Source organism: Marinomonas lutimaris (genome assembly GCF_019426345.1).
Classification (GTDB): domain Bacteria; phylum Pseudomonadota; class Gammaproteobacteria; order Pseudomonadales; family Marinomonadaceae; genus Marinomonas; species Marinomonas lutimaris.
Map to the genome: position 1 here is coordinate 22,349 of NZ_JAHLLW010000030.1, position 12,683 is coordinate 35,031.

General features: G+C 43.6%; 11 protein-coding genes. 5 read left to right on the plus strand and 6 right to left on the minus strand.

The window, feature by feature from the left end; genetic code table 11:
- Nucleotides 1–5 precede the first annotated feature (5 nt).
- The 6 genes from KPL72_RS20025 to KPL72_RS20050 are packed head-to-tail and all read right to left on the minus strand — an operon-like array spanning nucleotide 6 to nucleotide 7,026.
- On the minus strand, nucleotides 6–1,841 hold the full coding sequence (locus KPL72_RS20025; RefSeq protein WP_219704212.1) for a BatD family protein: 1,836 nt from the start codon (nucleotides 1,839–1,841) through the stop codon (nucleotides 6–8).
- Nucleotides 1,835–3,598, minus strand: a complete 1,764-nt coding sequence (locus tag KPL72_RS20030) for a VWA domain-containing protein (protein WP_219704213.1) — start codon at nucleotides 3,596–3,598, stop codon at nucleotides 1,835–1,837. The genes KPL72_RS20025 and KPL72_RS20030 overlap by 7 nt, the downstream gene beginning before the upstream one ends.
- A complete protein-coding gene (locus tag KPL72_RS20035; RefSeq protein WP_219704214.1) occupies nucleotides 3,595–4,623 on the minus strand; it encodes a VWA domain-containing protein in 1,029 nt (342 codons plus the stop codon). Before KPL72_RS20035 ends, KPL72_RS20030 begins: the two co-directional genes overlap by 4 nt.
- Nucleotides 4,616–5,113 carry a DUF4381 domain-containing protein gene (locus KPL72_RS20040; RefSeq protein ID WP_219704215.1) on the minus strand — a complete coding sequence of 166 codons (498 nt, stop codon included), beginning with the start codon at nucleotides 5,111–5,113 and terminating at the stop codon, nucleotides 4,616–4,618. Before KPL72_RS20040 ends, KPL72_RS20035 begins: the two co-directional genes overlap by 8 nt.
- A complete protein-coding gene (locus KPL72_RS20045; protein WP_219704216.1) occupies nucleotides 5,113–6,024 on the minus strand; it encodes a DUF58 domain-containing protein in 912 nt (303 codons plus the stop codon). Before KPL72_RS20045 ends, KPL72_RS20040 begins: the two co-directional genes overlap by 1 nt.
- A gap of 33 nt (nucleotides 6,025–6,057) precedes the next feature.
- Nucleotides 6,058–7,026: an AAA family ATPase gene (locus KPL72_RS20050; RefSeq protein WP_219704217.1), complete on the minus strand. Its 969-nt coding sequence runs from the start codon at nucleotides 7,024–7,026 to the stop codon at nucleotides 6,058–6,060.
- A gap of 275 nt (nucleotides 7,027–7,301) precedes the next feature.
- Between KPL72_RS20050 and KPL72_RS20055 the strand changes: the two genes are divergently transcribed.
- The 5 genes from KPL72_RS20055 to KPL72_RS20075 all read left to right on the plus strand — a co-directional run bounded on the left by KPL72_RS20055 (nucleotide 7,302) and on the right by KPL72_RS20075 (nucleotide 12,441).
- On the plus strand, nucleotides 7,302–7,523 hold the full coding sequence (locus KPL72_RS20055; protein ID WP_212918484.1) for a DUF2835 family protein: 222 nt from the start codon (nucleotides 7,302–7,304) through the stop codon (nucleotides 7,521–7,523).
- Nucleotides 7,524–7,620: 97 nt separating this feature from the next.
- Nucleotides 7,621–8,661: a quinone-dependent dihydroorotate dehydrogenase gene (locus tag KPL72_RS20060; RefSeq protein ID WP_219704218.1), complete on the plus strand. Its 1,041-nt coding sequence runs from the start codon at nucleotides 7,621–7,623 to the stop codon at nucleotides 8,659–8,661.
- Between the two features lie 122 nt (nucleotides 8,662–8,783).
- A complete protein-coding gene (gene rlmKL, locus KPL72_RS20065; RefSeq protein ID WP_219704219.1) occupies nucleotides 8,784–10,949 on the plus strand; it encodes a bifunctional 23S rRNA (guanine(2069)-N(7))-methyltransferase RlmK/23S rRNA (guanine(2445)-N(2))-methyltransferase RlmL in 2,166 nt (721 codons plus the stop codon).
- Between the two features lie 123 nt (nucleotides 10,950–11,072).
- Nucleotides 11,073–11,933, plus strand: coding sequence for a formyltetrahydrofolate deformylase (purU, locus tag KPL72_RS20070; protein WP_219704220.1), 861 nt, complete (start codon nucleotides 11,073–11,075; stop codon nucleotides 11,931–11,933).
- 247 nt (nucleotides 11,934–12,180) lie between these two features.
- Nucleotides 12,181–12,441 (plus strand): hypothetical protein, encoded by a 261-nt coding sequence (locus KPL72_RS20075; RefSeq protein ID WP_012069448.1) that lies wholly within the window; start codon nucleotides 12,181–12,183, stop codon nucleotides 12,439–12,441.
- The last annotated feature ends 242 nt before the right edge of the window (nucleotides 12,442–12,683 follow it).

Sequence of the window (12,683 nt, forward strand, 5' to 3'; positions counted from 1 at the left end):
ATTCATTAAAAGTTTGGATAAAGTGTTTTCAGCTGGCTAGCCTGAGAAGGTTTGGCTTGTCCGCTAGTGTATTCATCAAGGGCATCGGCAAGAGGTTGTCCTTGCCATTCATGTGCAGGATTGTTTGAGTACAGCATCAATTCCGCTTCCATTAGAAGTTGAGTAACATGTACGGACGTTAGACGTTTTATGTCATCAACACTACGAATTTCGTTGTCTCCCCAGCGATGACGAGCCCATTCTAATAGGCTGGGTCTTAATGATGGCAGGTTATTTTGCTGGCAACACTCAATTAACGCCCTGTAAGCACTTTGTTCATCTGTAGTACTGAGTGGCGCAAATTCTTGTAATGTAGGGACTTGGTAATTGACTTCTGGCTGTGATTTTTTGCGTTTGAGCCAAATAATAGTCCATATGCTTAGCATAACTATTGCTAAAATCAGCAATCCAGCAATTAGGTAATGACGTAGCGAAAAGCCGTCGTTTGTTTGTAATACTTTTAGATCTAGGCCATTTTCTTGTGTCGTTTGATTTGATTGTACTTCTTTTTCTACTGGTTTTTTGGCCAAGGATATTGGAGCGACCGAGCGGGTTTGAGCTGGTAATGGCTCATTGATTGTTTGTTTTTTTGTGGTGGCATCATTCGTTTTGCTGGACGTATTTGGTAATGGCGCAATTTCAATGGCTTGTGTTGAGGCGCTAGCCGTACTAATAGCTCTTGTTTCAGTATTCCAGTAGGTGATATTGATGTCAGGCAGAGTAAGAGTGCCTTGTTCCGTTGGAACCACTTCAACTGTAATGCTTTGACTGCCAGTCACGCCGTCAGCCGTTTTTTGATTGTCGAATTTAGGTGGTTTTGGATAGAGCTTGTAATTGCGAGTACTGTTGAAATCTAGTGTTGGAATTTGTTCGGGCAAGGCGCCTTTGGCACTGATATTAATCGTCCAAATAAGCGTGTCGCCAATTCTTGGCGCATCATTCGATTTATCAAGGGTGGTTGATACGGTTACTTTGCTACTAGGTAGCCAGGCATCGCCTGTGTAGCTGGCTGGAATTGGAGTCACTTGAAGATTAAGAGGTTCGCTTTGAACCTTTATCATTCTTCTACCTGTTGATGTGTTAATCATCGCTTGAATGCTTTGTGGTGGTATCGTCAATAGGCCGCTGCGCTGTGGGAAGGCTAAATAATCTCGTGTAATAACCTGATACTGAGTGCCATTAACTGTTTGATAATTCATCTGATCGTCAGTAAGTCTTTCAATGACAAGATCAGGGTGCGAAGGGACAGATCGATTGGCATTTTGTAGTGCGACAGAAGTATAGAGCTTGACGCTCAAGATGACTTCTTGCTGAAGATATGGCTCGATTTCGGATACTTCTGTTTTTAGCATGACAGGCGGATTGCCATTGCTATCCAGTAGTTGTGGCGAGCTTTTAATGGTCAGTCTAATAGGTTGAGATTCATGATCACCTATTTTTATCGGGGGGATTTCAAATGTGCCGACTGATTTTGGCATCAAGGTGACAACCCAAAAGTTTAAAGCAGTACTCGTGCCTAGGTTGAAGCTAAATTGGCTGTTTTGGCTTTTACCTAAGATATCAAAATCGCGTTCTAAAGGAGATAAGTCTGGGCCGTTTCCGGTGTCTGAAAAGTCGGCACGTAAAGTGAGCTGAACGACTTCGTTTTCAGTTGCGACGTTTTTATTAAGCGTGGCGGTAACACTGGCTGCGTGAAGAGAGCTTGATAATGCAATAAAAAGCAGGGTCGTCATTAGTGAGAAAAACAAGCGACTTGGCTTGTTTTGCGATATTAATGAAAGGAAGTAGTGCTTTATTACCATGGGTTTTGCCCATCCTCTTGCGAAAATCGATTTTCATTGCGCTTTTCTTGGTGTAAATACCAGAGCTTGCGTTGTAACAGTAATCCTGGGTCGTCTTGGATTTGTCTTAGCCACTGGTTGAGCGCTTGTGTCTTTTCTTTGTCTAGTTTTGAGTTTTCAGGCTGTTTCTGTTCTTGTTCGTCTGATTTTTCATTTTGCTTATTATCCTCAGGTGTTTTGTTTTTGTCTTGTTTTTCGTTCTTTTTATTATCTTTTTTTGAGTCAGAGGGATCTTTTGAGTCGTTTTTATCCTTTGAATTGCTTTTATTATCTGCATCAGACTGGTTGGGTTGTTTGTTTTGATTCTTCTCTTTGTCTTGCTGTTTAGATTTTTCCTGTTCTTTTTTCTGCTGGTCTTTCTTTTGTTGTTCTTGTTGCTGCTTTTTTAAGTAATCAAGATTGTCTTTAGCGGCTTTTAGTGAAGGATCTTGTTCTAATGCTTTTTCATAGGCTCGAATAGCCTTTTCGGTATCGCCTGATAATGCCAGCGCATTGCCCAGATTATAATTTTCTGCTGCGTTTCTATCTAAATTACCTAATTGCTGAATCGTTTCTGGATAATTTTCTACGGCGTATGACGATGCCGCTTTCCATTCTGGCCGCTGAAAGTATTGATTAGCCGCTTGCCAATTGCCTTGATCTACCGCCTGTTGGCCTTTTTGATCTGGCGTCAGAAACCAATCAAGAGGAGAGGCTTGTAGCTTCTCGGAAGGTAAATAAATGACGCTAACCAGCAATATAAATAGCATGCCTTTGCGGAACTGAAATGCCAGCCAAATTAAAAAGGGTAGAGCAAGCCACTGGCCTTGTTCTATCCAATGTATGCTTTTATTTTGTGCTTTTTGAGTCTGTTGATTGTCCAGTTTTGTATTAGTGATTTGTGCCAGTTCTGGAGGGCTTAAGCGTCCTTGGTGGAATGTACCGCCAAGTGATGTGGTTAGTGCTTTTAAATCATTAATAGGTGTTATTGGCGTGATGTTTTTGCCATTTTTTCTCAAGATTTGACCGTCAGGTAGTTTGATCAATGATGTGTTCGTTGTGCCTACAGCCACTAAATCCAACTGTATGTTTTTGCCTTTAAATAACGCAGGGATTGCCGTCTTATCCTGCTCGCTAAGGTCATCGGTTAACACAATAAGATGCAGTGGCGTGGCGTCATCTTTGCTAAGAGATAATGCGGTTTCAATACCACTGGTTAGGTTGCTACCGTACGTCGGCATGATGATCGGATCTAATGCGAGTAAAAAATGGATGATAGTTTCTCTGTCTTGGCTAAAAGGGCTGATAACAAAGCCTTCACCTGCAAATGCGACCAGTGCAATATCGCCTTCTTTACTTTGTGCTAGTATGTCGCGAATGGTTTGTTTTAATTGAGTTTGTCTGTTTGGCTTAATGTCGGTCGCGTACATAGATAGCGATTGATCAACAACTAAGATAGTTTTCTGGGTATTTTCAAACATGGTGGTTGGCGCTTTCGTCCAGCTGATGCCAGCTAAACCAATCCAACACAATGATATTGCCGCTAAACCAAGCCATTTATTCACGTTACTGGAGGTATTTTGATAAACCAAATGCTGCATCAATCGTTGATCGACCACTTTATTGAGCGTGCTTTTGTTCGAGCTTTTTGCGGTGATGAAATACGACAGTAGCAAGGTAACAGGTAGTAAAATAAGCCAGTAGGGACGTTCAAAGTGAATCAAGTCAAAAAGCATCATGCTTGACCTCCTTTGCGCGAGCTTCTTTTATGCAGAAAGCTTTTCTTCCATGCAAGTTGTTTGCTGGCGAGTAGCGCTAAACCTAGAAAGATAATCGAGGCAAGTCCTAGCCAATGGAATAGGCTGGTTAATGGTCGTTGCCAAATATCTTCAGCGGGTGTCGGTTCTAACGCATCAAGTGTTTGGTAAATGGCTTGCAGATCTTCAGTACTTTTGGCACGGAAATATTCGCCACCTGTTTGTGCGGCAATATTTTTCAATAGTGTTTCATCTAGATCGCTAGAAGGGTTTATGGCTTTAGGGCCAAAGAAACTTTGAACAATCATGCTATCTGCGCCAATACCTATGGTGTGGATTTTTACATTCTGTGAAGCAGCAAAGGCGGCGGCTTGTTGAGGTTGGACTCGACCTGCGGTATTTGCGCCATCCGTCATTAAAATAAGTACTTTTTTATCGGAGGGTTTATCTTCGAGTCTTTTTATTCCCAGTCCGATGGCATCGCCAATGGCAGTTTGTTCACCAGCAAAACCAATTTGGGCTTCTTGCACGAGCTGATTAATCGTCTTGGTATCAAAGCTTAACGGTGCTTGCAGATAGGCTTTTGAGCCAAACACGATAATGCCAATCCGGTCACCGCGGCGTTGTTGAATAAAGTCAGACAAAACAGATTTGGCGGCTTCTAGTCGGTTTGCTGGTTGGTCATTTAGTGCCATATCGCTGACTTGCATACTGCCAGATAAGTCCAGAGCAATCAGCAAATCTCGGCCTGACGGCGTGACTTTTGTGGGCTCGCCTAACCAAACAGGTTGGCTCATAGCAAAGATCAGTAATATCCAAGAGATCAACAGGCAGGCGTAGCGCAATGTCGGGCGTTTAGGTATCGCTTTGCCATCTTGGTGATCGACTAACTGTGCTGTATTTCCCCACCAAATGCCGTCGCCTTTGGGCTTTGCTTTTGGTAGAAAATACATAATAAAGGGCAAAGGCAAAAGAAGAAGGAACCAAGGCCAAGACAATTCAAGCATGGTGTTTCCTTATCCAATAGCAAGTGTTTTTTATCATAGTGCTGCGTTGTTCTGAGGTTAGCTCAGTCTGGCTTCTATAAGGACCATCGATAAACTCGTTGCCGAGCGTAGAGAATTGTCGTTTTGCTGGCATGGATTTGTCTAGCGTTTCAAATAATGTCTTGCTGGGCAAAGCAGCAGTTTCTGTTTTGCCTTCACTTATTAAGCAGCGACGTACCATTTCGTGGCAAAGTAAAATGCTTTCTTTATCTGAGAGTTCGCTGGATTGCTTAGTTATATTAGAAAGCGCCTCGCGTCGGTAGGTGCGTTTTTTATGGCGTCGATACAATAAGAACAGCAAACCTATTATTACTAAAATAATGGCCGCAACAATAAGCCAGGTCCACCAAACGGGCGGCCACATAGGAATAGATTGCGGTAGCATATAAGCTTTGTGTGGCAAGTCTATTGCTTGTGTTGCTGATTGTAGAGGCGCTTGTGCGGTAGGCATCAGCGAAGTGCTCCTTGAGAAAGTAGATAGCGAGCAATTTTTTCAGGCGATTCGGTGATATCAAATATTTGGTGGCGAATGCCAAAAGAAGCCAGTTTTTTACGCATCAACGTGTTTTGTGATAGGAAATCAGCTTTCGCTTGTTGCATGCTGTTTTTGCTGATGGTCACGGGTTTAATGCCGTTATTATCGGCCATTTGATATTGGCCAGCAGGTAAGTTAAAGACATTGCTATCGATGATTTGTATCCAGTGAACGGAGTTGTGCTCGGCAAGCTTCATCAGCGCGCTTTCTTCGTCATCATTCCAGCTTTGTTTGTCTGTAAGAATGATCACGTCTTTATTATGAGCTTTGTTGGCAAGTAAGGTGTTAGACCAAATGCTGGTCGTTTTGTGGCCATTGGCTCGATTTTCTATCTTAGACGCGTCTTTTAAATAGTTTAAAAGCGTCGGTAATGTGCCTGATTTATTGCTAGCGTGTTCTTGGTTGCCGTAGGTGATTCGATAAGACAGGGTGTCACCTTGCTGTTTGGAGCGCCACGCAATAATACCTGCAAGTTGAATAAAGCGCGTGGCAATAAAGGTATGACGAGTTCCAAAATAAGCGCTACTAGACAGATCCAATAATAATAGCCGTTGATGGTCGTTTTCTTGCGCATAAAGTCGAGTATGAGCTTGGCCTGTTCTAGCCGTCACCCGCCAATCTATATGGCGCAAATCGTCACTGGCTTGATAAGCGCGAAGTTCGAGCATTTCCATGCCATGACCTTTTTGTCGTGAGCGACGCTCTCCTGAATTGGTCGCAAAACGAATGGCTTTGGGTGCTCGTCCTAAATGCTTGGCATAACTTGCCAATAGGGCGAAATGGGCGTCATCCAGTTCAGGAGATTCGGGTGATAATAATGGGCTCATCGTACTAATTGCCTTTTGCTGCGATTCCCTGAGTTACAGTGCAGGAACGTGACTAATTAATCGCTTCAATAGATCGTCAACAGATAATCCGGCGGCTTGTGCTTCAAACGTCGTAATGATGCGATGGCGCAGCACAGGTAAGGCAATCTGGCGAACATCGTCTGGTGTGACAAAGTCTCTACCGTTTATCAGCGCATTGGCACGAGCACAACGATCAAGAGCTAAGGTGCCACGAGGGCTGGCGCCAAATTCAATCAGATTTGTTCCTTTACCCGCTTCACCTAAATAAAGCTCAGGTTGGCGAGTCGCCATGACGAGCTGCACTATGTATTGCTCGACACTTTCAGACATATATAAAGACAAGGCTTTATGCTGAAGTTCAAGAATTTCATGAGGTTTGCAAACAGGTTGCGGTTTGCTTGTAGAGGTTTTGTGTAAATCTTGCTGACGCACTAATCTGAGTACATCCAATTCGCTGGCAGCGCTTGGGTAGCCGAGGTTTATTTTCATCATAAAGCGATCAAGCTGCGCTTCAGGTAAAGGATAAGTGCCTTCTTGCTCGATTGGGTTTTGCGTGGCAATAACAAAAAACAGTGCAGACAGCGGGTAGCTGTGATTGCCAACGGTGACTTGTCTTTCACCCATGGCTTCAAGCAATGCAGATTGTACTTTGGCTGGCGCTCTGTTGATCTCGTCGGCTAGCACTATGTCGTTCATGATTGGGCCGGGAATAAAGCTAAACTGGCCGGTTTCTTGCTGATAAATATCAGAGCCCGTGACATCGCCAGGTAAAAGATCTGGTGTAAACTGGATGCGCTGGAAGCGGCTGTCGATAGCACTAGCAAGAGCTTTTGCAGCGGTGGTTTTTGCTATGCCCGGTGGCCCTTCTAGAAGTACATGGCCATTAGCGATTAAAGCGACAAGTAATTCATGAGTTAAATCTGGTTGGCCAACAACGGCATGGTTTAGGTGATCTTTTAATTGCTCAATTACAGTTACCATCGAACCTAGGTTCCTTATACTTTTGTCAATAAAAGTGTCAACGCAAGATGAAAACCTTGCAAAACGAATATGCTCACCAATACTTTGTTAAAAACAGCACTCAAAGTGCTCGTTTATAACCTATAAACAACGCTTTTTCGTCTGTTTTTGCCTCGTCTTGGCTTCGCTCGTGACTTCGTGCAAAGGTCTCCATATAATAGCCTTCATCTTATCGGATTCAAATCTTTACGCACAGGGTGATCTCTGTAAGGGTAACGTAAGCACAGGACGAAAAAATGGCGAAAATTGTATTAAATGTGGCTTTGCCTGCGTTTAAATATGAAGCTATGTATGCTGGAGCAGCGAAAAACCTAGTCGCGAGCAGTCTAGATGGTCGTAAAGTTCAGTTGCCTTTGTCAGCTTTTCAGCGTTTTGTTACTCATCAAGGGATTTACGGTTTTTTTGAAGTAGAATTTGATGACATGAATAAGCTGATTGCCGTCACTAAAGTCAGATAGCACGAATCATACAGCACGAATTAGAAGAATATATAAATTAGACAGCACAGACCAGATAAGGCATTTATCTGATTTTAACCGCCTAGGAGCCCTAACAATGTACCAATTTGCTCGCTCGTTACTTTTTAAACTGGACCCAGAAGTCTCCCATGAATTGTCATTGGATCTTCTTGCAGCAAGCAGTCGATTGGGTTTAAACAAATTTCTAGGTGGTTTGCCATCAACTAAACCTGTTGATGTGATGGGATTACGTTTTCCAAACGCAGTTGGTTTGGCTGCGGGTTTAGATAAGAATGCCGATGCGTTTGAGGCCTTGGGGGCATTAGGGTTTGGTTTTGTTGAAGTGGGAACCGTGACACCGAAAGGGCAAGCTGGCAACCCCAAACCTCGTTTATTTCGTCTGCCAGAGCATGAAGCCATTATCAATCGCATGGGCTTTAATAATAAAGGTGTAGATCATTTGGTTTCACGAATTAAATCTCACCGCTATCCTGGTGTGTTGGGTGTCAATATTGGCAAAAACCTAACCACATCGGTAGAAGATGCGGCAGCAGATTATTTGGCTTGTTTAGAAAACGTTATTCCTTACGCAGATTACATTACAGCAAACATTAGCTCGCCAAACACACCGGGACTTCGTAGTTTGCAATTTGGTGAAAGCTTGGCTCAGTTAATCGCGCCATTGGTTGCAGCACGTGACCGTTACGAAGCAGAGCAGGGTAAGCGTGTGCCATTGGCGGTGAAAATTGCTCCTGATATGACAGATGACGAAATTAAAATGGTTGCTGATACTCTGGTTGAGCAGGGTGTTGATGGTATTATTGCCACCAATACTACCTTGTCTCGCGAGGCGGTTTTAGGTCATCAATTTGAAAAAGAAGCGGGTGGACTGAGCGGTATGCCCGTTCGCGATGCATCCACTCATGTAGTGAAAGTATTGGCTGAACATTTGAAAGACACCTTGCCTATTATTGGTGTTGGCGGTATTTCAAGTGGCGCCGATGCGGTAGAAAAACTGCAAGCAGGTGCGCGTTTAGTACAGATTTATTCGGGCTTTATTTATCACGGCCCAGAGTTAATTAAGGAAGCAATAGCAAGCACAGATGCTTATTACCGAGAACTTGATCTCGGCATCTAAAGATCGAATTGAAACAAGGCGCAGCGTATTTTGTGCCTTGTTTAAAAAAGAGGGCGGGACACAATCCCGCCCTCTTTATGCGTTTCGAAACATTCATTGAAATTTAAAAAAGTATTTTATAAATGAGCACGATATTACAGACAACTGATTCAGCAAGTCAGGTTTACGCATTAGAAATAACCTGTCCTCTTGGGTTGGAAAATGTCTTAGAAAAAGAGCTGCATGGTGAAGGCCTAACGCAAACTCGATTGGGTGAAGCGCAGGTTAAGCTGACCACAGACTTAGAAGGCATGTACAAAGCGTGCCTTTGGTCTCGCGTTGCGACTCGCGTTATGTTGCCGATTGCCAATTTCAAAATGGAATCTGCCGACGACTTATACGATGGCGTAAAAGCGATTCAGTGGTCCGATCACATGAATTCAAGCAACACCATCGCGATTGATTGCCACGGCACCAATCACCATATCCGCAATACACAGTTTGGTGCGGTTCGTGCCAAAGATGCCATTGCCGATTACTTTATTGCCTTGTCTGGCGAACGTCCTAACGTTGAAAAAGAACAGCCAGAAGTCCGCATTGCTTTGCGTATCAAACGTGACGTTGTGACAGTCAGCATCGACTTATCCGGCGAAAGTATGCACCGTCGCGGTTACCGTCAACAAGGTGGCATGGCACCTCTTAAAGAAAACTTAGCGGCCGGTCTTTTGCTACGTGCAGGCTGGGGAACGGATTGCGGTTTGACGCAATTGATCGATCCAATGTGTGGTTCTGGTACTTTCCTTGTTGAAGCCGCGATGATGTCTTTGGACATGGCTCCGGGTTTACGTCGCCCATATTGGGGATTCAAAGGCTGGAAACAGCACGATCACCGTATGTGGCAACAGCTAATGGACTTCGCCAAGAATCGTAAAAAAGACCCAGCAACTTTGGGCATTCGTTTCCAAGGTACGGATCGAGAGCAAAAAGCCATTGCCGCTGCGCGAGAAAATATCAAGCGTGCAGGACTAACCGACGTCATTGACGTGACCATGTTGTCGTTCCAAGAACACGAATTCGATATCAACCCTGAGGCTCCGGGTCTATTAATTACCAACCCACCTTATGGTGAACGTATTGGTGATGAAATGGCCTTGATTGCCTTGTATCGCCAATTGGGCGAATGGGTAGTGACTCACGTGCGTGGCTGGCAGTTTATGATGCTAACCAGTAACGATCATCTGGCGCGTCAAATTCCAGCTAGACCAGAGAAAAGCACACGAGTGATAAACGGTGGCATCGAATGTCGTGCGTATCAGTTCCCATTGTTGGCTGGCAGCATAAAAGAAGATGTCGTCGCGCAATCGGTCATGACGCCGGGCGCACAAATGTTTGCTAACCGACTGCAAAAGAATGCTAAGAAACTGAAAAAATGGGTCGAAAAAAACAAGATCCAGTGTTACCGCGTTTATGATGCCGATATGCCTGAATACTCTGTCGCCATTGATGTCTATGACAATTGGGCGCACGTTCAAGAATATCAAGCACCAAAAAGCGTTGATCCAGAAAAAGCCAAACAGCGTTTGTTTGAAGTAATGTCTGCCATTCCGACCGCGTTGAATATTTCAGAATCTAATGTGATTTTGAAACAGCGCCAAAGACAGACTGGCAAAGAACAATATGAAAAATTCGATCAGACGAAACACGAAATGATCGTAGAAGAGTACGGCTGTGAATTCATCGTTAATCTAAAAGATTATTTGGATACTGGTTTGTTCCTTGATCACCGTCCTGTACGTAAATTGATTCAAGACAAAGCCAATGGCGTACGCTTCTTAAACTTGTTCTGCTACACAGCGACCGCGTCTGTTCATGCTGGACAAGGTGGTGCGCGCAGTTCATTGAGTGTCGATATGTCGAATACTTACACTGAATGGGCGCGTCGCAATATCGAATTGAATGAATTTTCAGACCGTTATCATCAGGTAGAGCGTGCAGACTGTATCGAATGGCTAAAACAAAGTCGTGATAAGTTTGACTTGATCTTCATGGATCCGCCGACGTTTTCGAACTCGAAAAAAATGGCAGACATCCTAGATATTCAGCGCGATCATGGTGAACTTGTTCGTTTGGCTATGGCAAGATTGGCGAGAGGTGGTGAGCTTATCTTCTCTAATAACTATCGTCGTTTTGTGTTGGACGAATCCTTAGAGCAAGAATACGATGTGAAAAACATCACTCGTGAAACGCTGGACCCAGATTTTGATCGTAACGACAAAATTCACCAGTGCTACATTATTAAGAACAAGTAATTAAGTAAAAGCAGTTAAGAATAAGTAAGAGAATTCAGTATAATTCGCCGACGTTTTTTTAAGGTTAAGCCCGTTGTTTAGCCTTTTTACTTTTAAGAGTTTTTAAGGTTTATAAGTTTTACTATGAGAAAGAAAACATTTCGACTTGTGATTAGTTGTCCCGACAGAGTGGGGATTGTAGCGGCGGTAAGTCAGTTTTTGAATGAACGCCAAGGCTCGATTATCGAAGCGAGTCATCATACAGATTTAGAACAAAAATGGTTCTTTATGCGTCACGATGTAGATGCAGAAAGCTTGAATATCGATGTTGAAACCTTCCGCAGAGAATTCGCGCCAATCGCAGAAGAATTCAACATGCGCTGGTATGTGAAAGACAGTGAAGATCGTCCTAAAGTTGTTTTGTTGGCAACCAAAGAATCTCATTGCCTAAACGACATTATGCATCGCTGGCACACAGGCGAACTGAACTGTGAAATCGTTGGTGTTATTGCGAACCACGAAGACCTGCGCTCTATGGTCGAATGGTACAAGATTCCATACTTCTGCATTCCAGTGCCAAAAGAAGATAAAATGCCAGCTTTCCAAGAGATCGAAGCCTGCATCGATTCTACACAAGCCGATACCATTGTATTAGCGCGTTATATGCAGATCTTCCCTGAATATTTGTGTGAGAAATACCGTCACAAGGTAATCAACATTCACCACAGCTTCTTGCCGTCTTTTATTGGTGCTAAGCCTTACCATCAGGCCGCTGTTCGTGGTGTGAAGCTGATTGGTGCGACCTGTCACTACGTCACAGCCGATTTAGACGCAGGCCCGATTATCGAACAAGACGTGATTCGTGTTCGCCACAGCCATGCGGCAGAAGACATGGTTCGCTTAGGCAAAGACATCGAAAAACTCGTACTGTCACGTGGCCTACGCTACCACTTGGAAGATCGTGTTTTAGTACACGGTAATAAAACCGTCGTGTTTGCTGAATAAAGCAATCACTGCAAGGTTTGTGAAAAGGGAAGGCGTGATGTCTTCCCTTTTTTTTAACTTTTTGAGACCGTTGATCAACGACTAGCCTCGTGGCAGGATGAAAAAGGTTTCTTTTTTTATCTTTTTGTAATCTTGATGGGAGAAAATTACTGTTCTTGAAAAAAGTGTCTATAGTCTATAGTTAACATGAACGATAAATGATCAATTGATTTAAATTTAAGAGACGGCAGGCAATGTGAGGTGAACAATGAAACTCAAGTTAACGCCAACTCAAAACTTATGTGTTGGGTATCTAGAATCTGGTTTTAAATTAATCCAATTGGGTGAGCAATTTTACTTTATCAAAGGCGAACGACGCCAGAAGGTATTGCCAAAAACCTTAGACGCACTAGTGAACCGAGGCGCACTTGCTCACACCGAGCAGGGCGACTACATGCTGAGTGACGAATTTGTCGAACACCGCAAACGCATGCGCGAAATGAACGAGCCAAAACAGACTCGTCATTGACAAAAGATCAACGACTACCTTGGCCCCATTTTGTCTACTCAGGTAAATGGGGCCTTTTTTATACGACAATCTTTCTTCTTTGGGTTCCATTCAAATGCTTTGTATTCCCGACCTTTTTTCCGCTCTGCTGAGCGGGTAACTTTTTGCAAGCGTCCAAAAAGTAACCAAAAATTCGCTTTATAGGGCTATCGCCCAAACGTCTCATTCACTTTGTTAAAGGTAGTGTTTAGCAACACGATTTT

Bases quoted from the DNA above. Each gene is read 5' to 3' on its own strand.
- KPL72_RS20025 (WP_219704212.1), bottom strand. From the start codon at position 1,841: ATGGTAATAAAGCACTACTTCCTTTCATTAATATCGCAAAACAAGCCA.
- KPL72_RS20030 (WP_219704213.1), bottom strand. From the start codon at position 3,598: ATGATGCTTTTTGACTTGATTCACTTTGAACGTCCCTACTGGCTTATT.
- KPL72_RS20035 (WP_219704214.1), bottom strand. From the start codon at position 4,623: ATGCTTGAATTGTCTTGGCCTTGGTTCCTTCTTCTTTTGCCTTTGCCC.
- KPL72_RS20040 (WP_219704215.1), bottom strand. From the start codon at position 5,113: ATGCCTACCGCACAAGCGCCTCTACAATCAGCAACACAAGCAATAGAC.
- KPL72_RS20045 (WP_219704216.1), bottom strand. From the start codon at position 6,024: ATGAGCCCATTATTATCACCCGAATCTCCTGAACTGGATGACGCCCAT.
- KPL72_RS20050 (WP_219704217.1), bottom strand. From the start codon at position 7,026: ATGGTAACTGTAATTGAGCAATTAAAAGATCACCTAAACCATGCCGTT.
- KPL72_RS20055 (WP_212918484.1), top strand. From the start codon at position 7,302: ATGGCGAAAATTGTATTAAATGTGGCTTTGCCTGCGTTTAAATATGAA.
- KPL72_RS20060 (WP_219704218.1), top strand. From the start codon at position 7,621: ATGTACCAATTTGCTCGCTCGTTACTTTTTAAACTGGACCCAGAAGTC.
- rlmKL (WP_219704219.1), top strand. From the start codon at position 8,784: ATGAGCACGATATTACAGACAACTGATTCAGCAAGTCAGGTTTACGCA.
- purU (WP_219704220.1), top strand. From the start codon at position 11,073: ATGAGAAAGAAAACATTTCGACTTGTGATTAGTTGTCCCGACAGAGTG.
- KPL72_RS20075 (WP_012069448.1), top strand. From the start codon at position 12,181: ATGAAACTCAAGTTAACGCCAACTCAAAACTTATGTGTTGGGTATCTA.